Source organism: Streptomyces sp. 184, assembly GCF_045781775.1.
Classification (GTDB): Bacteria; Actinomycetota; Actinomycetes; order Streptomycetales; family Streptomycetaceae; genus Streptomyces.
Genome location: NZ_CP123230.1, coordinates 41,478 through 65,207, shown reverse-complemented (window position 1 = coordinate 65,207; position 23,730 = coordinate 41,478). Strand labels below are relative to the sequence as shown.

At 76.6% G+C, this 23,730-nt stretch carries 2 protein-coding genes; both read right to left on the bottom strand.

The genetic code is table 11. The annotated features are described in order from the left end of the window. Positions 1-20: 20 nt before the first annotated feature. Positions 21-10,688: a type I polyketide synthase gene (locus QBL21_RS00180; protein ID WP_407559885.1), complete on the bottom strand. Its 10,668-nt coding sequence runs from the start codon at positions 10,686-10,688 to the stop codon at positions 21-23. Between the two features lie 65 nt (positions 10,689-10,753). Next, on the bottom strand, positions 10,754-23,683 hold the full coding sequence (locus QBL21_RS00175; RefSeq protein WP_407559884.1) for a type I polyketide synthase: 12,930 nt from the start codon (positions 23,681-23,683) through the stop codon (positions 10,754-10,756). Positions 23,684-23,730: the final 47 nt, after the last annotated feature.

Below are 23,730 nucleotides of genomic sequence, written 5' to 3'. Positions count from 1 at the left end.
GTCCGCTGCGGTCTGCCATGTCAGGAGTTCCCCAGGTTCTCGACCAGGTCGAACAGGTCGTCGTCCGTCGCGGCGTCGAGATCGCCGCGGCTCTCCGGCTCCGTGGTGCTCGGGTCCTGCGGTTCGTCGTGCCAGCGTGCGAGCAGGCCGCGGAGCCGTACGGTGATGCGGCTGCGGTCGGCGCCGAGCGTCGCCGCGTGCCCGGCGAGCGCGGTCAGGCTCTCCTCCAGCCGGTCCAGCTCGCCGAGGAGGGCCTGCGCCGGGTCGGCGGTGCCCAGGTCGAGGCGGTCCCGCAGGTGCTCGGCGACCGCCGCGGGCGCGGGGTAGTCGAAGACCAGGGTGGCCCGCAGCCGGGTGCCGGTGGCCCGCTGGAGGCGGTTGCGCAGTTCCATGGCGGTGAGGGAGTCGAAGCCGAGGTCCTTGAAGCCGCGCTCGGCGTCGATCTGCGTGGCGTCGGCATGCCCGAGCACGTCCGCCACCTGGGTGCGTACCAACTCCAGGAGGGCCGCGTCCTGTTCGGCCTCGGGCAGCGCGGACAGCCGGGCGAGCAGATCGCCCGCCGGTTCGGCGGCTGCCGGGGCCGCGCCCGGCGCGGTGGGCGTCCGGACCAGCCGCCGCAGCAGGGCGGGCAGCTCCCCGGCGGCGGCGAGGGCCCGTAGCCTCGCCGGTACGAACCGCACGGGCGCCAGCGCGGGAGACCGCAGGCCGGCGTCGGCTCCGGCGGGGAGGGCGAGCGCGGCGTCGAAGAGGGCCAGGGCCTCGGCGGTCGCCAGCGGGGCGACACCGGTACGCCCGATGCGCGCCAGGTCCGCCGCGTCGAGCGCGGCGGTGATGCCGGAGGCGGACTCCCACAGCCCCCACGCCAGCGAGGTCGCCGGCAGCCCGGCGGCGCGGCGGTGGTGGGCGAGGGCGTCGAGGAAGGCGTTGGCGGCGGCGTAGTTCGCCTGACCGGCGGAGCCGCCCGTGCCGGCGAAGGACGAGAAGAGCACGAACGCGGCGGGCGGCCGGGGCAGTTCGCGCGTCAGCTCGTGCAGCGCCCAGGCCGCGGCGGCCTTCGGCGCCAGTACGCGGTCGACGGCCTCCGGCGTGAGCGAGTCGATCACGCCGTCGTCCACCGTGCCGGCCGCGTGCACGACGGCCGTCAGCGGCCGGTTCGCCGGGATGCCGGCCAGCAGTTCGGCCAGCGCCTCCCGGTCCGCCACGTCGCAGGCGGTGACGGTCACGTCCGCGCCCAGCTCCGTCAACTCCGCCACCAGGGCGTCGGCGCCGGGCGCCGCCGCCCCGCGGCGGCTGGTCAGCAGCAGGCGCCGCGCGCCGTGCGCGGCGACGAGGTGCCGGGCGACCAGCGCGCCGAGCGTCCCGGTGCCGCCGGTGACCAGGACCGTACCGTCGGCGAATCCCGGGGCCGGGGGTGCGGAGGCGTCCGGGCGGGTGGGGACGCGGACGAGGCGGGGGACGCGGGGCGTGCCGCCGCGCAGGGCGAGTTGCGGCTCGCCGGAGGCGAGGGCGGCGGTCAGGGCGCGCCGCGACTCCTCGCTGTCGTCGGTGTCGACCAGCACGAGGCGGTCGGGGTGTTCCTCCTGTGCGGACCGTACGAGGCCCCAGATCGGCGCGTGGCCGAGGTTCGGCGACTCGTCGCCGAGGGCCACGGCGTTGCGGGTGACGACGGCCAGGCGGCGGTCGGCGTTCTGCTCGTCGGCCAGCCACGTCTGGAGCGCGCGCAGGGTGCGGTGCAGGACGGCGCGGCTCGCGGCCGGCACGTCGGCCGCGTCGGGGGCGTCCTCCACGACGAGGAGCGGGTGGTCACCGCTTCCCGTCCGGGTGCCGGGGTGGCTCGGGGGCGCCGACCACTCGACCTCGTAGAGCGAGTCCGCGCGGGTGCGCAACTCCGCGACGGGCAGCGGACGCAGGACGAGCCGGTCCACGGAGAGGGCGGGAGCGCCGTCCGCGTACGCGGCCTCCAGGGCGACCGCGTCGGGGCCGGTGGGGGTGAGGCGCGCGCGGAGGGTGACCGGGCCGGGCGCGGCGGGGGCGGGGGCGTGGAGGTGGACGCCCTGCCAGGTGAACGGCAGGCGGGGCGCGCCGTCCTGGCGGTCGCGGCGGTCGTCGAGGCCGATGGCGTGCAGGGCGGCGTCGAGCAGCGCCGGGTGGACGGCGAACCGGGCCGCGGGATCGGCGTGGTCGGGGAGGGTGACCTCGGCGAGGATGTCGTCGCCGTCGCGCCAGGCGGCGCCAAGCCCCCGGAACGCGGGGCCGTAGGACAGACCCGTGGCGTCGAGGTGCGCGTAGAGCGACGTGAGGGACAGGGGCGTCGCCTCCGCCGGAGGCCAGACCGAGGCGGCGGGCGTCGGCGGGGGCGGCGCGGAGTGCGGCCGGACGGTGGCGGTGGCGTGCCGCGACCACGGCTCGCCGGCCGCGTCCCCGCCCGGCCGCGCGTAGACGGCGACGGTCCGCCGGCCGCCGTCGTCCGGTCCGTCCACGGTCACCTGGAGGTCGACGGCGCCGTCGTCGGGCAGGACGAGGGGCGCCTCCAGGACGAGTTCGTCCAGGTGCGCGCAGCCGGCGAGGTGGCCGGTGTGCAGGGCGAGTTCGAGGAGGGCCGTACCCGGGAGGAGGACGGTGCCGGCGACGGCGTGATCGGAGAGCCAGGGATGGGTGCGGAGGGACAGGCTGCCGGTGAAGAGCAGGCCGTCGCCGCCGGCGAGTTCGACGGGCGGGCCGACCAGCGGGTGGGACGAGGGTGCGGTGGGCGCGGCGGGGGTGGCGTCGAGCCAGAGGTGCTGGTGCTGGAAGGGGTAGGTGGGCAGGTCGGGCAGGTGGGCGGGAGGTGGGGCGGGCTGGCGAAGGGCCAGGCCGTAGGCGTGGGTGTGGGCCAGCGCGAGGGCGAGGCGGTGGGGGGTGTCGTCGTCGCGGTGGAGCGTGGCGTGGGTGACTGCCTGGGCGTCGGCGGTGTCGATGGTGTCCTCGACGGCCGTGAGGAGGCCGGGGTGGGGGCTGGGTTCGAGGAAGTGGCCGTAGCCGTCGGCGAGAAGGGCCTGCACGGTCTGGTGGAAACGTACCGGCGAACGCAGGTTGGTGAACCAGTAGTCGGCCGTGAGGGTGGTCGTGTCGACCGGGCCCGCGGTGACGGTCGAGTAGAACGGGATACGCGCCGCCCGGGGCTCGATGCCCGACAGCCGCTTCTCCAGCTCCGCTTCCAGCGGTTGGACGAGGAGCGTGTGCGAGGCGTACGTCACCGGGATGCGCCGGTGCCGGATGTCGTGCCGGGCGCAGTGCTCCTGCACCGCGTCCAGCGCCGCCGCCGGACCCGCGACGACCACGGCGGACGGCCCGTTGAACGCCGCGACCGACACGTCACCCGAGACCCCGCAGGCGTCCAGCAGCGCGTCCGCCCCCGCCTCGTCCAGCACGACCGAGAGCATGCCGCCCGTGTCCGCGAGGGCCGTCAACGCCCGCGACCGCTGGGCCACGACGCGCGCCGCGTCCGCCAGGCTCAACGCGCCCGCCGCACAGGCCGCCGCGATCTCGCCCTGCGAATGCCCGATCACCGCGTCCGGACGTACGCCGTGGTGCTCCCACCACCGCGTCAGCGCCACCATCACCGCCCACAGCGCGGGCTGCACGACCTCCACCGGTTCGAGGGCGGCCGGGTCGTCGCCGGTGAGCACGTCGAGAAGATCGAAGTCGGTGTACGGGGCCAGCGCCCGCGCGCACTCGGCGAGAGCGTCCGCGAACACCGGGGACGCGTCGAGCAGCCGGGCACCCATGCCCACCCACTGCGACCCCTGCCCCGGATAGACGAACACCGTCTTCCCCGGCACCACCGAACCCTGCACCACACCCTCGTGCGGCACACCCGCCGCCAGCGCCTCCAGCCCCGCCGCCAACTCCGCCCGCCCGGCCCCGACCACCACCGCGCGCTCGTCGAAGCGGGCCCGGGTGCTCAGTGCGTCCGCGACCCCGCTCAGCGATACGTCCCGGTGGTCGGCCAGATGCGTGTGCAGGCGCCCGGCCTGGGCGCGGAGCGCCGCCGCCGTGTGGCCGCTCAGTGGCCAGGACGTGACCGCCGGCGCCTCGGGGCTCTCCGCCACGCCCTGCTCGTCGGCCTCCTCGTCGGCCTGCTCCAGGATCACGTGCGCGTTCGTGCCGCTCACGCCGAACGACGAGACCGCCGCCCGCCGCGGCCGGTCCACCTCCGGCCACGACCGGGCGCGCGTCAGCAGCGACACACCCCCGGCGGTCCAGTCGACGTGCGGCGTCGGCTCGTCCACATGCAGCGTCGCGGGCAACTCCCCGTGCCGCATCGCCTGGACCATCTTGATGATCCCCGCCACACCCGCAGCCGCCTGCGTGTGCCCGATGTTCGACTTGACCGACCCCAGCCACAGCGGACGTCCCTCGGAACGCCCCTGCCCGTACGCGGCGAGCAGCGCCTCCGCCTCGATGGGATCGCCCAGCGTCGTCCCCGTACCGTGCGCCTCCACTGCATCGACGTCGCCGGGGCCCAGCCCCGCGTCGGCCAGCGCCGCGCGGATCACGCGCTGCTGCGACGGCCCGTTGGGCGCGGTGAGCCCGTTGCTGGCACCGTCCTGGTTCACCGCGGAGCCGCGGACGACCGCCAGCACCCGGTGCCCGTTGCGCCGCGCGGCCGACAGCCGCTCCAGGACCAGCACACCGACGCCCTCGGCCCACCCCGTACCGTCCGCCGCCGCCGCGAACGACTTGCACCGGCCGTCCGGCGCCAGCGCCCGCTGCCGGCTGAACTCGATGAAGGCGTGCAGCGCCGACATCACCGTCACACCGCCCGCCAGCGCCATGTCGCACTCGCCGGCGCGTATCGACTGCGCCGCCAGATGCAGCGCCACCAGCGACGACGAGCATGCGGTGTCCACCGTCACCGCCGGACCTTCGAGGCCGAACGTGTACGCCACCCGCCCCGTCGCGACGCTGCCCGCGCTGCCGTTGCCGAGGTACGGCTCCAGGTCCGCCGGCGGACGCGGCACCCTGGCCGCGTAGTCGTGGTACATCAGGCCGGTGAACACGCCGGTGCGGCTGCCGCGCGCCGACGCCGGGTCGATCCCGGCCCGCTCGAACGCCTCCCAGCTCGTCTCCAGCAGCAGCCGCTGCTGCGGATCCATCGCCAGCGCCTCGCGCGGCGACAGCCCGAAGAACGCGGGGTCGAAGTCCGCCGCCCCGTGCAGGAAGCCGCCCGACCACACCGACGACCGGCCCGCGCGGTCGGGATCCGGGTCGTACAGCTCCTCCGGGTCCCAGCCGCGGTCGTCCGGGAACTCCGAGATCGCGTCCCGGCCCTCCGCGACCAACCGCCACAGCTCCTCCGGCGACCCGACGCCTCCCGGGTAGCGGCAGGCCATGCCGATGATCGCGATGGGATCGTCCGCCGCAGCCGAAGGCACCACACCCGCGCCGGCCTCCGCTTCCACCTCCGCGCCGAGGCCGAACTCGGCGAGCAGGAACCCCGCCAGCGCCGCCGGGGTGGGGTAGTCGAAGACGAGCGTCGCGGGCAGCCGCAGCGCCGTCTCGCGGGCGAGGCCGTTGCGCAGGTCGACGGCCATCAGCGAGTCGAAGCCCAGGTCCCGGAACGCCTGCGCCTCCGGCACCGATCCCGGCGACTCGTGCCCGAGCACCGTCGCCGTCTGCGTACGCACCAGGTCCAGCGCCGCCGCCGCCCGCTCGGCACCGGGCAGCGCGGCCAGCCGCTCCCGCAGCTCCGGCGCGCCCGCGCCGGGCGCCGCGGCCGACGCCGCCCGCCTCCCGGGCGTACGCACCAGCCCTCGCAGGACGGGCGACAGCGCCCCGGCGTCGGCGAGCGCGGCCGGGTCGAGGCGTACGGGCAGCAGCACCGGCTCGCCGCCGGAATCGCCGGTATCGCCCGAACCGGCGGCAGCACACGCCGTGTCGAAGAGCGCCAGCGCCTCCGCGTCGGGCAACGGCGCGACCCCGGACCTGGCCATCCGCGCCCGGTCCGCCGCGCCCAGCCCGGCGGTCATGCCGCTCTCCCGCTCCCACAGCCCCCACCCGAGGGCGACCGCGGGCAGCCCCCGCGCCCGCCGGTGCCGGGCCAGCGCGTCGAGGAACGCGTTCGCGCCCGCGTAGGCGCCCTGGCCGGCGCCGCCGAGGACGGAGGCGGCGGAGGAGAAGAGGACGAAGGCGTCGAGGGGGAGTTCGCGCTCGACGGTCAGCTCGTGGAGGTGGTGCGCGCCCGTCACCTTGGGGGCGAGGACGCGGTCCAACTGCTCGGGCGCCAGCCCGGCCAGCAGCCCGTCCTCGACGACGCCCGCCAGGTGGACTACGGCGCTCAGCGGGTGCTCGGCGGGGATGCCGTCGAGGAGCCGGGCGGTGGCGGCGCGGTCGGAGAGGTCGCAGGCGGCGACGGTGACGGTGGCGCCGAGTGCGGTGAGTTCGTCGCGCAGCGCGGGGGCGCCGGGGGCGGCCGGGCCGCTGCGGCCGGCGAGCAGCAGGCGGCGTACGCCGTGCTCGGTCACCAGGTGCGCGGCGAGCAGCCCGGCGAGCGTGCCGGTGCCGCCGGTGATCAGCACGGTGCCTTCGGGGTCCCACCGCGGGCCCGGCGGGTCGGCCGGGGCGGGGGGCCGGTGCCGTACGAGCCGGGGCGCGGTGAGGCGCCCGGCGCGGACGGCGAGCTGCGGCTCGCCGCAGGCCAGCGCCCGCCGTACGGTACGCGCCGGCTCCTGCGCGTCCGCGTCCGCGTCGTCGTCCAGGTCGACCAGGACGAACCGGCCGGGCACCTCCGACTGCGCCGAGCGCAGCAGCCCCCACACGGGGGCCGTCGCCAGGTCGGGTACGTCGCCGGGGCCGGCGGCGACGGCGCGGCGCGTGAGCACGACGAGCCGTGCCCCGGCCGCCGCCGCCCGGTCGTCGGCCAGCCAGGTGCGCGCCACGTCGAGGGCGCGGTGGAGCGCGGCGGTGGCGTCGGCCGCCTCGCCGAAGGGGAGGACGACGGCGTCGGGTATCTCCGGCAGGGCGGCGAGGTCGGCGATGCCGCCGATCTCGGCGATGCCGTCCGAGTCCGGTGTCTTCGCGTCCGCCTCGACCGGGGTCCAGTCCAGGCGGTACAGCGAGTCGGTGGTCGGCCGCGCGAGCCGGTCGGCGGCGAACGGCCGCGTCACCAGGGCGTCGACGGCCGCGACCGGCTGCCCCAGCATGTCCGCGACCGTGACCGCGACGGCGTCCGGCCCGGCCGGGGCCAGCCGGACCCGTACCGCGGTGGCGGCGACCGCCTCCAGCCGCACCCCGCCGAAGGAGAACGGCAGGCCGGCCCGGTCCGGCTCCCGGCCCGCGCCGAGGCCGAACCCGATGCCGTGCAGGGCGGCGTCGAGCAACGCCGGGTGGATGCCGAAGCGTTCGGCGTCGGCGGCGGCCTCCTCGGGCAGCGCCACCTCCGCGAACACCTCGTCGCCGCGCCGCCACGCGGCCCGTACGCCGGTGAACACCGGCCCGTAGGACAGACCGAGGGCCGCAAGACCCGGGTACAGCTCGTCCACCGCGACCGGCTCCGCGCCCTCCGGCGGCCACGCGGCCAGGTCGGGATGGTCGGCGGGCGGGGCGGGGAGGGCGGCGAGGCGGCCGGAGGCGTGCTCGGTCCAGGCGCCGGGGGCCACGCCCGCGGTTTCGGGCCGCGCGTGGACACGTATCTCGCGCCGCCCCTCGGCGTCGGCCTCCGCCACCAGTACCTGCATCTCCACGCTCCCCGACACCGGCAGCACCAGGGGCGCGTGCAGCGTCAACTCCTCGACACCCAGGCCCGGCTCGTCCAGCCGCGCACCGGCGGCCAGCGCCAGTTCGAGATACGCGGTGCCGGGGAGCAGGACACGGCCGGCGACGGCGTGGCCGGCGAGCCACGGGTGCGTACGCAGCGAGAGCCGGCCGGTGAGGACCAGACGGTCGCCGTCCGCGGGGCGGGTGGCGGTCTCGATGAACGGGTGCGCGTCGCGGCCGGCGGGGGACGCGCCGGGGGCGAAGGGCGGGAGCCAGTAGTCCTTGTGCTGGAAGGGGTACGTGGGCAGGTCGGCCAGGCGGGCGCCGGGGAGGAGCGCGGGCCAGGCGGGGGTGGCGGCGTGGTGGGTGTGGAGGGTGGCGACGGCCGCGAGGAGGGTGTGGCGCGGGTCGCGGGTGCGGCGCTGGAGGGCGACGGCGAGGTGGCCGGTGCCGTCGGCGGAGTTCTGGCCGGCGAGGGTGGTCAGGGCGGCGTCGGGCCCGACTTCGAGGAAGGCGCCGACGCCGTTCGACGTGAGGCGGGCGAGGTGGTCGGCGAAGGGGACGGGTTCGCGGACGTGGCGTACCCAGTGCTCGGGGTCGCGGAGCCGGTCCGCGTCGACCGCGAGGGGGATGCGCGGCGCGTGGAAGGTGAGGGTGCGGACGACCTCGCGGAACGGGGCCAGCATCCCGTCCATGTGCGGCGAGTGGAAGGCGTGGCTGACGTGCAGCTCGCGGGACCGGAACCGCTCCGCGACCGCGCGCGCCCCGTCCGCGTCGCCCGAGACGACGGTGGCGGTCGGGCTGTTGACCGCCGCGATCGTGACGCCCTCGGTGAGGTGCGGGGCGACCTCCTCCGCGGACGCCTGGAGGGAGATCATGACGCCGGTGGCGGGCATCTCCTGCATGAGCCGGGCCCGGGTGGTGACCAGCACGGCGGCGTCGGCGAGGTCGAGGACACCGGCGCAGTGGGCGGCGGCGATGTCGCCGACCGAGTGGCCGGCGAGGCGGTCGGGGGTGATGCCCCAGCCGTCGAGGAGGCGGAAGAGCGCGACCTCGAAGGCGAAGAGCGCGGGCTGCGCGTAGCGGGTCTGCCCCAGCAGCTCGGCTTCCGCCGAGCCCTCCGCGGCGAACATCACCTCGCGCAGCGGACGGTCGAGATGCGGGTCCACGGCCGCCGTGATCTCGTCCAGCGCCGCGGCGAACGCCGGGAAGGCCGCGTACAACTCCCGCCCCATGCCCGGATGCTGGCTGCCCTGCCCGGAGAAGAGGAACGCCAGCCCGCCCGCTACGGGGCCGGTGGCCGGGCCGGTGACGAGGCCCGGGTGCGTGCCGCCCTCGGCGAGCGCGGCCAGCGCCGTGCGGTCGGCGTCCAGGACGACGGCGCGGTGCCGGTGCCCGGCCCGGGACGTGGCGAGGGTGTGGGCGACGTCGGCGGGGTCCAGATCCGGGTGGCGCTCGACGTACGCCGCCAGCCGCGCGCCCTGCGCGGCCAGCGCCGCGGGAGTCTTCGCCGACAGCGGCCACAGCACCGCCCCGGGACGTACCGCCGGAGCTTCCTCCCGCGGCTCCTCCGGAGCCTGTTCCAGGATCACGTGCGCGTTCGTACCGCTGATGCCGAACGACGAGACCGCCGCCCGCCGCGGCCGGTCCGTCTCCGGCCACGGACGGGGTTCGGTCAGGAGCCGTACCGCACCCGACTCCCAGTCCACGTGCGGCGTCGGCCGGCCCGCGTGCAGCGTCCGGGGCAACTGCCCGTGCCGTAGCGCCAGGACCGTCTTGATGATCCCCGCGACGCCCGCCGCCGCCTGGGTGTGCCCGATGTTGGACTTCACGGAGCCCAGCCACAGCGGCCGGTCCGCGGCACGCCCCTGCCCGTACGTCGCCAGCAGCGCCCGGCCCTCGATCGGGTCGCCCAGCTCCGTGCCCGTGCCGTGCGCCTCGACGGCGTCCACGTCGCCGGGCCCCAGGCCCGCGTTGTCCAGCGCCGCCCAGATGACCTGCTGCTGGGCCGGGCCGCTGGGGGCGGTGAGCCCGTTGCTTGCACCGTCCTGGTTGACGGCGGAGCCGCGCACGACGGCCAGCACCCGGTGCCCGTTGCGCCGCGCGTCCGACAGCCGCTCCAGGGCGAGGACGCCCACGCCCTCCGCCATCCCCATGCCGTCCGATCCCGCCGCGAACGCCTTGCACCGCCCGTCCGCCGCGAGCGCGCCCTGCTTGCCGAACTCCACGAACGTGCCCGGCGTGTACATCACCGTCGCCCCGCCCGCGAGCGCGAGGTCGCTCTCGCCGGAGCGCAGCGACTGCGCCGCCAGGTGCAGCGTCACCAGGGAGGTGGAGCAGGCCGTGTCGACCGTGACGGCGGGGCCCGAGACCCCGAGCGTGTACGCGATCCGCCCCGACGCCACGCTCGCCACCGAGCCGGTGACGAGGTGCCCCTCGACCGCCCCCGGGGCGTACTCCAGCGGGGCCCCGTACTCGTGGTAGTTGCGGCCGACGAACACGCCGGCCTTCGCCTCCTCCAGGCCCGCCGGGTCGATGCCCGCGTGCTCCAGCGCCGCCCACGCGCTCTCCAGCAGCAGCCGCTGCTGCGGCTCCATCGCCAGCGCCTCGCGCGGCGAGATGCCGAAGAACTCCGCGTCGAATCCGGCGGCGTCGTCCAGGAAGCCGCCCTGGCGCACCGTGGTCGTACCGCCCGGGCCGGGGCCGAAGAGGCGCTCCAGGTCCCAGCCGCGGTCGGCCGGGAACGGGCCGATCGCGTCGCGCTCGTCTACGAGCAGCCGCCACAGCGCGTCGGGCGAGTCGACGCCGCCCGGGAAGCGGCAGGCCATGCCGATGATCGCGATGGGCTCCGCGGCCCGGTCCTCGACCTCCTGGAGGCGCCGGCGGGCCTTGCGCAAGTCCACGGTGACCCGCTTGAGATAGTCCCGGAGCTTGGCTACGTCCTCGGCCATGGCGCGTCCTTCACGTCGTGCGGCGGTCCGGCTGTGGGTACGGCGGTCGGCATGGGTCGCACGCCTCAGCCGTCGCGGAATTCGCGGTCGATGAGGTCGAACATCTCGTCGTCGCTGACGAGATCGAGATCGTCGTCCGCCGCCTCCGGGCCGTCCGCCCCGCCGGCGTCCGCCGCGGGTGCCGCGGGTGCCGCGCCCCGGGTGTCGAGGCCGGCCAGCAGGGACCGCAGGCGGGCGGCGATCTCCGTACGCTCCGGGGCGCCCACCCCGTGTGCCGTGACCGCGGCTTCGAGGCGGGCGAGTTCGGCGCGTACGGAGGCGGCGGGCGGCTCGTCGGCGAGCCGGCCGGCGAGTTCGCCGCCGAGGAAGCGGGCGACGGCGAGCGGGTGGGGGTGCTCGAAGACCAGGGTGGCGGGCAGCCGCAGGCCGGTCGCCTCGGCGAGCCGGTTGCGCAGTTCGACGGCGAGCAGGGAGTCCATGCCGCGCTGCCGGAACGGGGTCTTGTCGGTGGTGTCCGCCGGGTCCTGGGCGCCGGGGCGCCGGCCGAGGACGGCGGCGAGGCAGGAGTGGACGACGGCCAGCAGTTCCTTCTCGCGCTCGTCGGGCGCCAGCCCGGCCAGCCGCCGCGCGAGCGGCGACCCGTCGCGTACCGGCTCGTCCTCCGGCTGCCCCTTCGACGGCTGCCGCGCCTGCTGTTCCGCGGCGATCTCCGCGAGCAGCGGGCTGGGCCGGGCGGAGGTGAAGACGGGCAGGAACCGTTCCCAGTCGACGTCCGCGAGGGCCACGAACGTCTCGTCGTGGTCGAGCGCCTGCTGGAGCCCGGCGAGCGCGGTCTGCGGGTCGAGCAGCGGCAGCCCCTGCTTGCGCAGGAACTCCGGGTCGACGGCGTCCGGGAGCGTGTCGCTGCCCCACACGCCCCAGGCCACGGAGGTGGCGGGCAGCCCGCGCGCGCGGCGCTGCTCGGCGAACGCGTCCAGCCAGGCGTTGGCCGCGGCGTACGCCCCGTGGTCGCCACTGCCCCACACGCCGGCGATGGAGGAGAAGAGCACGAACGCCGCCACCGGGTGGTGCGCCAGCAGCTCGTCCAGGTGCCGCGCGCCCGCGACCTTGGCCTCCACGACCTCGTGGAACTCCTCGACGGTCAGCGCGTCCAGCGAGTTGAGCCGCATCGCCGCCGCCGCGTGGATCACCGTCCCGATCCGGCAGCCGTCCGCGTCGAGGCGGCGTACGAGGTCCGCGACCGCGTCCCGGTCCGCCACGTCGCAGGCGGCGACGGTGACCCGCGCGCCCTTGTCCTCGATCTCGGCGACCAGCTCCGCGACGCCGTCGGCCGCCTCGCCGCGGCGGCTGACGAGGACGAGGTGCTCGGCGCCGGCGCCGACCAGCCACCGCGCGATGTGCGGGCCGAGGGCGCCGGTGCCGCCGGTGACGAGGGTGGCGTGGCGGGGGCGGTAGCCGGCGCCGGGCGGCGGGGCGGTCTGCGGGGCGCGGGTCAGGCGCGGGGTGTGGCCGCCGTCGTCGCGGATGGCGAGGTGGGGTTCGTGGTCGGGGTGTCCGCGGCCGGCCAGGTGGTGGACGAGGCGGGTGTAGTGGTGCGGGCCGGGGTCGGCCGGGAGGTCGATCAGGCCGGCGAAGTGCCGGACGTACTCCAGCGCGGCGACCCGCCCGAGGCCCCAGGTCCGGGCGTGGTCGGGGTCGGGCGGCGGGTCGTGGGGGGTGGCCCGTACGGCGTGGGTGGTGACCGTCCACAGGGGTGCGGCGGGGTGGCGCTGCCGCTCGTGGAGGCGGGTGAGGGTGGCGGTGGGGTCGGGGTCGAGGTTGAGGATGCCGGCCGGGTCGGGGTGGCCGGGGTCGGTGGTGACGGCGGCGCCGGCGGCTTCGAGGGCGGCGACCAGTGCGGCGGGCGGGGGTGTGCTGGGCGGGGTGAGCAGGAGCCAGGTGCCGGTGAGCCGGGGCGGGGCCGCGTCGGGTGTGTGGGGGCGCCAGGTGACGGTGTAGCGCCAGGTGTTGAGGGTGTCCTGCTTCGACCTGGTGGCGGTGGGCGGGGAGAGCCACAGGTGTTCGTGCTGGAAGGGGTAGGTGGGCAGGTCGGCGGGCGGGGCCGCGGCGGCGAGGGTGGGCGCGAGGCCGTGGGCGTGGGTGTGCGCGAGCGCCAGGGCCAGGCGGTGGGGGGTGTCGTCGTCGCGGTGGAGCGTGGCGTGGGTGACGGCTTCGGCGTCGGCGGCGTCGATGGTGTCCTCGACGGCCGTGAGCAGGCCGGGGTGGGGGCTGGGTTCGAGGAAGTGGCCGTAGCCGTCGGCCAGGAGCGCCTGGACGGTCTGGTGGAAACGTACCGGCGAACGCAGGTTGGTGAACCAGTAGCGGGCGGTGAGGGTGGTCGTGTCGACCGGCCCGGCGGTGACCGTGGAGTAGAAGGGGATGTCGGCGGCCCGGGGTTCGATGCCCGCGAGCCGTGCCTCCAGGTCCGCTTCCAGGGGTTGGACCAGCGGCGTGTGCGAGGCGTACGTCACCGGGATGCGCCGATGGCGTACGTCGTGCCGGGCGCAGTGCTCCTGCACCGCGTCCAGGGCGTCGGCCGGACCCGCGACGACCACCGCGGACGGCCCGTTGAACGCCGCCACCGACACCTCGCCCGCGAAGCCGCTCTCCTTCAGCAACGCTTCGGTGCCGCCTTCGTCCAGCGCGACGGACAGCATCGCGCCCGTACCGGCGAGGGCCGTCAACGCCTGCGACCGCTGCGCGACCACGCGCGCCGCGTCGTCCAGGCTCAGCGCGCCCGCGACGCACGCGGCCGCGATCTCGCCCTGCGAGTGCCCGATGACCGCGTCGGGACGGACGCCGTGGTGCTCCCACCAGCGGGTCAGCGCGACCATCACCGCCCACAGGACGGGCTGGACCACCTCCACCGGTTCGAGCGCGGCCGGGTCGTCGCCGGTGAGGACGGCCAGGAGATCGAAGTCGGTGTACGGGGCCAGCGCCCGCGCGCACTCCGCCAGGGCGTCGGCGAAGACCGGGGACTCGGCCAGCAGCCGGGCACCCATGCCCACCCACTGCGACCCCTGCCCCGGATACACGAACACCGTCCCGCCGGACACCCCCCGCCCGGTCACCACACCCGGGTGCGGCACGCCGTCCGCCAACGCCGCCAGCCCCGCCAGCAGTTCCGGCCCGTCCTGTCCGACGACCACCGCGTGCCGGGTCAGCCGCGCCCGCGTCCGCAGCGCCGCGGCGACGGCCTCGGGCCGCAGCCCGGGGCGCTCCGCCAGATGCCCGTGGAGCGTCCCGGCGTACGCGCGCAGCGCCTCGTCGCCCTGCGCGGAGAGGGGCACGGCCACGGGTCCGGCCGGTGTCGCCGCCGGGGGTTCGGGCTCCGGCTCGGGCTGTTCGAGGATGACGTGTGCGTTGGTGCCGCTGACGCCGAACGACGAGACCGCCGCCCGCCGCGGCCGGTCCACCTCCGGCCAGGAGCGGGCGTCGGTGAGGAGCGCGACGCCTCCCGCCGCCCAGTCGACGTGCGGCGTGGGCTCGTCCACGTGGAGCGTCGCGGGCAACTCCCCGTGCCGTAGCGCCTGGACCATCTTGATGATCCCCGCGACACCGGCGGCGGCCTGGGCGTGGCCGATGTTGGACTTGACGGACCCCAGCCACAGCGGCCGGTCGGCGGAACGCCCGTGCCCGTACGTCGCGAGCAGCGCCTCCGCCTCGATGGGGTCGCCGAGGGTGGTGCCCGTGCCGTGCGCCTCGACGGCGTCGACGTCGCCCGTGCCCAGGCCGGCGCTGGCGAGCGCGGCGCGGATGACGCGCTGCTGGGACGGCCCGTTGGGCGCGGTCAGCCCGTTGCTCGCACCGTCCTGGTTCACCGCCGAGCCGCGGACCACGGCCAGCACCCGGTGCCCGTTGCGCCGGGCCACCGACAGCCGCTCGACCACCAGCACGCCGACGCCCTCGGCCCAGCCCGTACCGTCCGCGCCCGCAGCGAACGACCTGCACCGGCCGTCCACCGACAACCCGCGCTGCCTGCTGAACTCCACGAACGTCCCCGGGCTCGCCATCACCGTGACCCCGCCCGCCAACGCCATCTCGCACTCGCCCGCGCGTATCGACTGCGCCGCCAGATGCAGCGCCACCAGCGACGACGAACACGCCGTGTCCACCGTCACCGCCGGGCCTTCGAGCCCGAACGCGTACGACACCCGACCCGACGCCACACTCGCCTGCGTCCCGGTCAGCACATGCCCCTCGACGCCCTCGGCGCCCGCGTCCACGCCCACCGCGTAGTCGTGGTACATCAGCCCCGTGAACACGCCGGTCCGGCTGCCCCGCAGCGCGGCCAGGTCGATCCCGGCCCGCTCGAACGCCTCCCAGCTCGTCTCCAGCAGCAGCCGCTGCTGCGGATCCATCGCCAGCGCCTCGCGCCGCGACAGCCCGAAGAGCCCGGGGTCGAAGTCCCCCGCCCGGTAGAGGAAGTGCCCGGCGCGCGTGTGCGAGGTGCCGGGGCGGTCCGGGTCGGGGTGGAACAGCCCGTCGAGGTCCCAGCCCCGGTCGGTGGGGAACGGGCCCAGGCCCTCCCGCCCTTCGGTCACCAGCCGCCACAGGTCCTCGGGCGAGGCGACGCCGCCCGGGTAGCGGCAGGCCATGCCCACGATGACCACCGGATCGTCCGCGACCTCCGCGGCCTCCGCGGCCTGCGCCGGTTGCGGCCGGGCGGCGTCGTCGCCGAGCAGGAAGGTGGTGAGGGCGTGCGGCGTCGGGTAGTCGAAGGCCAGGGTGGTCGGCAGCCGGCGGCCGACGACGCCGGCGAGGCGGTTGCGCAGTTGCACGGCCGTCAGCGAGTCGAAGCCGAGGCTCTTGAACGTCTGGCCCGGCTCGATCGGCTCCGCCGAGTCGTGGCCGAGCACCGCCGCCGCCTGCTCCCGTACGAGCAGCAGCGCCTCGCGCTCCCGCTCCGCCGCCGGCATGCCCGCCCAGCGTGCGGCGTACGTGTCCTCCTCCGCCGCCGACGCGGCGGCGGACCGGCGGGCGGGGAGCCGGACGAGGTCGCGCAGCACGGCCGGTACGGCCGCGTCGCCGTCGCCGAAGGCGCGGAGGCTGAGGCGGGCGGCGACCAGATGCGGCGGGTGCTCGGCGGCGGTGGCGCCGAGGGAGCGCGTGGCCGCGTCGAAGAGGGCGAGCGCGTGGTCGGTGCCGAGCGGCGCGACGCCGTTGCGTGCCATGCGGCGGATCTCGGCGTCGCCGAGGTGCCGCGTCATGCCGCTGGCCTCCGCCCACAGCCCCCAGCCGATCGAGCGGGTACGGGGCCGGTGGTGGGCCAGCGCGTCGAGGAAGGCGTTGGCGGCGGCGTAGTTGGCCTGGCCGGGGGTGCCGAGCGTGGCGGTGGTGGAGGAGAAGAGGACGAGCGCCGGGGGCTCGGGCAGGTGGGCGGTGGCGCGGTGGAGCGCGAGCGCGGAGTCGGCCTTGGCGGCGAGGACGGCGTCCAGGCGCTCCGGGGTGAGGGTGGTGATCGAGGCGTCGTCGAGGACCCCGGCGGCGTGGACGACGGCCGTCAGCGGGCGGGGCGCGGCGGTGGCGTCGATCAGCTCGCGCGCGGCGTCGGGATCGGTGAGGTCGCAGGCCGTGACGGTGACGGTGGCGCCGAGGGCGGTCAGTTCGTCCCGCAGTACGTCGGCGTCGGCGGCGCGGGGGCCGCGGCGGGAGACGAGCCGGAGGTGGCGTACGCCGTGGCGGGTGACGAGGTGGCGGGCCAGCAGGGCGCCGAGGGTGCCGGTGCCGCCGGTGACGAGGACGGTGCCGTCGGGCCCGAAGGGCGAGGCGTCCGGTGCCGGGTCCGCGTCCGGCTGCGGGGCCGCGGCGGATGCGGGGGTGTGGCGGGTGAGGCGGGGTACGGTCACGCGCCCGGCGCGCAGCGCGAGTTGCGGCTCGCGCGTCGCGAGCGCCGCGGGCAGAGCGGCCGCGGAGGCGGGGTCGTCGTCGGAGTCCACGACGGCGAACCGGCCCGGGAACTCCGACTCGGCGGACCGCAGCAGCCCCCACAGCGCGGCGCCCGCGAGGTCGTCCACCCGGTCACCCGGCTCGACGGCCACCGCCCCGCCGGTCACGAACACCAGCCGCGAGCCGTCGAACCGCTCGTCCCCGAGCCACCCCTGCACCAGTTCCAGCGCGCGGGCCGCCGAGGCACGTATCGCGCCGCTGTCGGGGTCGGCGGCAGGCGCGCGGACCACCGCGAACTCCGGGACGGGTACCGGCAGGACGGCCAGTTCTGTGAGGTCGGTGATCTCGATGTGGTCGGCGCGGCCCGGGCCGTGCGCCACCGGCGTCCACGCCACCCGGTACAGCCCGTCCTGCCGTCCGCCGGCCGCGTCCCGCAGCCGCTCCGCCTCGACCGGCCGCAGGGACAGCCGGTCCACCGTGACGACGGGGTCGCCGGCGGGGTCGGTCATGACGAGGGACACGGCGTCGTCGCCGGTGCGGGTGGCGCGTACGCGCAGAGAGGTCGCGCGGGTCGCGTGAAGGCGTACGCCGGACCAGGAGAAGGGCAGCAGCGTGCGGTCGGACGGTGCGCCGAGGAGCACCGCGTGCAGGGCGGCGTCCAGCAACGCCGGGTGCACGCCGGCCCGTTCGGCGTCGTCCGTCGCGTCGTCGGGCAGCGCCACCTCGGCGAAGAGAACGCTGCCGGTGCCGTCGCGCCACAGCCGGCGCAGGCCCTGGAAGACGGGCCCGTAGTCGTAGCCGCGTGCGCCGAGCCGCGGATAGCCGTCCGAGAGGTCGACGGGGGTGGCGGGGGGCGGCCAGGGGAGGTCGGTCCGGGGCGCTGCGGCGTCGGCGGTACGGGACAGCACGCCCTCGGCGTGCGGGGTCCACGGCGCTTCGTCGTCGGCGGCGGGGCGGGCGTGGATACCGAGGGCCCGCCGGCCCTCGGGGCCGGGCGCGTCCACGGTGACCTGGAGGCGCACGGCTCCGGTGGCCGGGAGGAGCAGGGGGGCCGACAGGGTCAGCTCGTCGACGTGCGCGCATCCGACGCGGTCGGCGGCGTGCAGCGCCAGCTCCACCATCGCGGCGCCGGGGAGGAGCACGGTGCCGGCCACGGCGTGGTCGGCGAGCCAGGGGTGCGTGGCGAGCGAGACCTCGGCGGTGAACAGCACGCCGCCCGAGGTCGCGAGAGAGACGGGGGCGTCGAGGAAGAGGTGGCGGCCGGCGGCCGGGGCGGTCGCGGCGGGGGTGGGGGAGAGCCACAGGTGCTGGTGCTGGAAGGGGTAGGTGGGCAGGTCGGCGGGGGTGGAGGGGGTGTCGTAGATGACCGACAGGCCGTGGGCGTGGGTGTGGGCGAGCGCGAGGGCGAGACGGTGGGGGGTGTCGTCGTCGCGGTGGAGGGTGGCGTGGGTGACGGCGTGGGCATCGGCGGTGTCGGCCGTGTCCTCGATGGCCGTGAGCAGGCCGGGGTGGGGGCTGGGTTCGAGGAAGTGGCCGTAGCCATCGGCCAGGAGCGACTGCACGGTCTGGTGGAAGCGGACAGGCGAACGCAGGTTGGTGAACCAGTAGTCGGCCGTGAGCGCGGTCGTGTCGATGGCCGCGCCGGTGACGGTGGAGTAGAAGGGGATACGCGCCGGCCGGGGCCGGATGCCCGACAGCCGCTTCTCCAGCTCCGCTTCCAGCGGCAGGACCAGCGGCGTGTGCGAGGCGTACGTCACCGGCACCCGCCGATGGCGTACGTCCAGCCGGGCGCAGTGCTCCTGCACCGCGTCCAAGGCGTCGGCCGGACCCGCGACGACCACCGCGGACGGCCCGTTGAACGCCGCCACCGACACCTCGCCCGCGAAGCCGCACTCCGCCAGCAGCGCGTCCGCACCGGCCTCGTCCAGCGCTACGGACAGCATCCCGCCCGTACCCGCCAGGGCCGTCAACGCCCGCGACCGCTCCGCGACCACCCGCGCCGCGTCGTCCAGACTCAGCGCACCCGCGACGCACGCGGCCGCGATCTCCCCCTGCGAATGCCCGATGACCGCGTCCGGACGTACGCCGTGGTGCTCCCACCACCGCGTCAACGCCACCATCACCGCCCACAGCGCGGGCTGGACCACCGCCACCGGCTCCAGCACGGCAGAATCGTCACTGGTCAGCACGGTGAGAAGATCGAAGTCCGTGTACGGGGCCAGCGCCCGCGCGCACTCCGCCAGTGCCTCGCCGAACACCGGCGAGTCGGCAAGCAGCCGGGCACCCATCCGCACCCACTGCGACCCCTGCCCGGGATAGACGAACACCGTCTTCCCCGGCACCACCGCTCCCTGCACCACACCCTCGTGCGGCACACCCTCGTGCGGCACACCCGCCGCCAGCGCCTCCAGCCCCGCCGCCAACTCCGCCCGCCCGGCCCCGACGACCACCGCGCGCCGGTCGAACCGCGTGCGGCGTACGAGGGCAGCCGCCACCTCGCCGCAGTCCAGCGCGGGCCGTTCCGCCAGGTGGTCGTGCAGGCGCGCCGCCTGTGCGCGAAGGGCAGCAATCGTACGGGCGCTCAGCGGCCACGACGTCACCCCGGCCGCCGCGGGCTGCTCCGCCGCGGCCTGCTCGTCGGCCTGCTCGTCGGCCTGCTCCAGGATCACGTGCGCGTTCGTGCCGCTCACGCCGAACGACGAGACCGCCGCCCGCCGCGGCCGGTCCACCTCCGGCCACGACCGGGCGCGCGTCAGCAGCGACACACCCCCGGCGGTCCAGTCGACGTGCGACGTCGGCTCGTCCACATGCAGCGTCGCGGGCAGTTCGCCGTGCCGCATCGCCTGGACCATCTTGATGATCCCCGCGACACCCGCAGCCGCCTGCGTGTGCCCGATGTTCGACTTGACCGACCCCAGCCACAGCGGACGTCCCTCGGAACGCCCCTGGCCGTACGTCGCGAGCAGCGCCTCCGCCTCGATCGGGTCGCCCAACTCCGTACCCGTACCGTGCGCCTCCACGGCATCGACGTCGCCCGCGTCCAGCCCGGCGCTCGCGAGCGCCGCGCGGATCACCCGCTCCTGCGAGAGCCCGTTGGGCGCGGTCAGACCGTTGCTGGCGCCGTCCTGGTTGATCGCCGTACCGCGCACCACCGCCAGCACCGGCCGCCCGTGGCGCCGCGCCGTCGACAGCCGCTCCAGGACCAGCACGCCGACGCCCTCGGCCCACCCCGTCCCGTCCGCGCCCGCCGCGAACGACCTGCACCGGCCGTCCACCGACAACCCGCGCTGCCTGCTGAACTCCACGAACATCCCGGGCGTCGACAGCACCGTCACCCCGCCCGCCAGCGCCGTCTCGCACTCGCCCGCGCGTATCGACTGCGCCGCCAGATGCAGCGCCACCAGCGAGGACGAACACGCCGTGTCCACCGTCACCGCCGGGCCCTCAAGACCGAGGACGTACGCGATCCGGCCCGAGGCGACGCTCGGCGTGGTGCCGGTGAGCACGTAGCCCTCAAGGCCGTCCGCGGCCTCGTGCATGCGCGGCCCGTAGTCCTGCGCCGTGGCGCCGACGAAGACGCCGGTGCGGCTGCCGCGCAGCGTCCCGCCCGCGATCCCGGCGCGCTCGACGGCCTCCCAGCTCGTCTCCAGCAGCAGCCGCTGCTGGGGGTCCATCGCCAGCGCCTCGCGCGGCGAGATCCCGAAGAACTCGGCGTCGAAGCCCGCCACATCGTCCAGGAAGCCGCCCCGCGCGGTGTACGACGTGCCGGGGCGGTCGGGGTCCGGGTCGTGCAGGCCGTCCAGGTCCCAGCCGCGGTCGGCGGGGAAGTCCCCGGTCGCGTCCCGCTCCTCGCGGAGCAGCCGCCACAGCTCCTCCGGCGAGCCGACGCCGCCGGGGTAGCGGCAGGCCATGCCGACGACGACCACCGGGTCGTCGTCGTCCGGCGCCGGCACCGCGGCGGGGGCGCCGTCCGGCTGCCGCCGGGTCTCGTCGCCGCCGAGGGCGATGTGCAGCAGGGCGGCCATCGCCGCGGGCGTCGGGTGGTTGAACAGGGCGGCGCCGGGGAGGGGCACGCCGGTGGCGGCGGTGAGGCGTTGGCGCAGGTCGGTGGCGCCGTACGAGTCGAGTCCGAGGTCGCGGAAGGCGGTCTCGGTGCTGACGGCGCCGGCCGAGTCGTAGCCGAGTGCGGCGGCCGTGTGGGTCCGTACGAGATCGGTGAGGTCCGCGAGATCGGCAGGGACGGGCCCACCGGTCGGCGCGGCTTCCGGTACGGCTGCCCCTTCTGCCTCGGGCGCGTCCGGTGTCTCCGGCGGCGCTACGGGCCGCGCCCCCGGCGACGTTCCGGTCCAGTGGCGGCTGCGCTGGAAGCGGTACGTGGGCAGCTCGACCCGGCGCGTGCCGGCGTCGGCGAAGAAGGCGTCCCAGCCGATCTCGACGCCGCGCACGTGGAGTTCGCCGAGGGTGGTGAGGAGGGACCGGTCCGCCGCCGCGTCGCGCCGGAGCGTCGGCAGGACCAGCGCCTCCGCGTCGTCCCCCAGGCAGTCCCGGGTCAGGCCGCTGAGCGTGGCACCCGGCCCGATCTCGACGAACACCGTCGCCCCGGCGGCGCGCGCGGCGCGCGCGCCGTCGAGGAAGCGGACGGCCTCGCGCACGTGCCGGACCCAGTAGTCGGGGGTGCACAGCTCCTCCGCCATGGCCGGGGCGCCGGTGAGGTCGGAGACGAGCGGGATGCGCGGCGGATGGTAGGTGAGGGCTTCGGCGGCCCGGCGGAAGGCGTCGAGCATGCCGTCCATGTGCGGCGAGTGGAAGGCGTGGCTGACGCGCAGCGCGGTGGTCTTCCGGCCGCGCGCGGACCAGGCGGCGGTCAGGTCCCGTACGGCGTCGGCGTCGCCGGAGACGACCGTCTCCGCGGGGCCGTTGAGCGCGGCGATCGCCAGCCGGCGGCCCGGCTCCTGCCCGTGCTCCCGCTCGTACGCGGCGAGGGCGGCGCGCAGTTCCGCCTCGCTCGCCTCGATCGCGGCCATGGCGCCGTCCGCCGGGAGCGCCTGCATGAGCGCGCCCCGGGCGGTGACCAGGGCGGCGGCGTCGGCGAGGTCCAGCACCCCGGCGACGTGCGCCGCCGCCAACTCGCCGACCGAGTGGCCCAGGAGTACGTCCGGGGTGACGCCCCAGCGCTCCAGCAGCCGGTAGAGGGCCACCTCGACGGCGAAGAGCGCGGGCTGCGTGAAGACCGTACGGCCCAGCAGCTCCGCCTCCGGGGTGTCCGCACCGGCGAGGACGACGTCCCGCAGCGGCGGCGCGTCCGGCAGGTGCCGGGCGAGGTGGGCGTCGAGTGCGGCGCACACGGCGTCGAACGCCTCGGCGTACGCGGGGAACGCTTCGTACAGCGCGCCCCCCATGCCGGCGCGTTGGCTGCCCTGCCCGGAGAAGAGGAACGCCACGCGCTCCCCCGGTGCACCGGGCGCCGGGCGCACCGGGGCGACGCCGCGCAGCACGTGGGGCGCGTCCTTGCCGTCCGCGAGCGCGGCCAGGCCCGACAGCAGCGCCTCGCGGCCGTCGCCGAGCACCACGGCGCGGTGCTCGAACGCCGAGCGGGTGGTGGCCAGCGACCCCGCGAGGTCGGCCAGTCCCGTGCCGGTGCCGGTGCCGGTGCCGGTGTCAGTGCCGGTGACATGCGCCGCCAGCGCCCCGGCCTGCGCGCGCAGGGCCGCCGCGCTGCGCCCCGACACCGCCCACGGCAGCGTGCCGTACGAGCTTTCCCGCTCCCGCTCCGCCGGTGCCGGACGCCAGTCGGCCAGCACCAGGTGGCAGTTGGCGCCGCCCATGCCGAACGAGCTGACGCCGGCGACGAGACGTTCCTCCTGCGCCCGCGGCCACGGCCCCGCCGAGGTCGGTACGCGCAGCTTCAGCTCGTCCAGCGGAATGCCCGGGTGGGGCTCCGCGAAGTGGAGGCTGGCCGGCAGCTCCCGGTGCTTCAGGCTCAGCAGCGCCTTGATCAGGCCGACCGCGCCGGCCGCGCCCTCCAGATGCCCGATGTTGGTCTTCACCGAGCCGACGACCAGCTCCTCGCCGGCCCCGCGCCGCGCCGTCCCCAGCGCGGCGCCGAGCGCCGCCGCCTCGACGGGGTCGCCCATCGGCGTGCCCGTGCCGTGGAGTTCGACGTACTGCGCCTCGCCCGGGTCGACCCCGGCGTCCCGGTACGCGGCCCGGATGACGCGCTCCTGCGCCGCGGGGTCGGGCGCCGTCAGCGTGTGGCCCGTACCGTTGCCCAGCGCGCTGCCGAGGATGACGCCGTGGACGGGGTCGCCGTCGGCGAGCGCGGCGGCCAGCGGCTTGAGGACGACGATGCCGCCGCCCTCGCCGCGTACGTAGCCGTTGGCGCGGGCGTCGAACACGCGGCAGCGGGCATCGGCGGCGTCCGGCGAGAGGGCGCCGAAGAGCGCGGCGGAGGCGAACCCCTCGGCGAGGAGGTTCAGATGGACGCCGCCCGCGAGGGCGAGGGCCGACTCGCCGGCGAGGAGGCTCCGTACGGCCAGGTGCACGGCGGCCAGCCCGGAGGACTGGGCGGTGTCGACGGCGAGGCTGGGGCCGGCCAGGCCGAGCAGGTGCGACAGGCGGTTGGCGAGGGCCGCGCGGCTCAGGCCGGTGGTGCTGTGCGCGGAGAGCGCGCCGGCGGCGTGCTGGAGCCTGGCGTAGTCGTCGGTCATCGCGCCGACGAACACGCCGGTACGGCTGCCGCGCAGCCGTCCGGGCCGTAACCCCGCGTGCTCCAGCGCCTCCCAGGCCAGTTCGAGCGCGAGGCGCTGCTGCGGATCGACGGCGGCGGCCTCGCGCGGGGACATCCCGAAGAACGCCGCGTCGAACCGGTCGACCTCGTCGAGGAAGCCGCCGTGGGTGCCGTCCGGCAGGCCGCGGCCGGCGGGAGCCGGCGTGACGGCGTCGGCGCCGTCGCGCAGCAGCCGCCAGAACGCCCCGGGGTCCGCCGCTCCGGGAACCCGGCAGGCCATCCCCACCACGGCGATCCGGCGATCGGCCGGCACGCCCGCTTTACCGCTTCTCTCGCTCATGACTCCCCCGTACGATCCGGCGGGCGGGCGCGGGTGAGGTGCGGGCG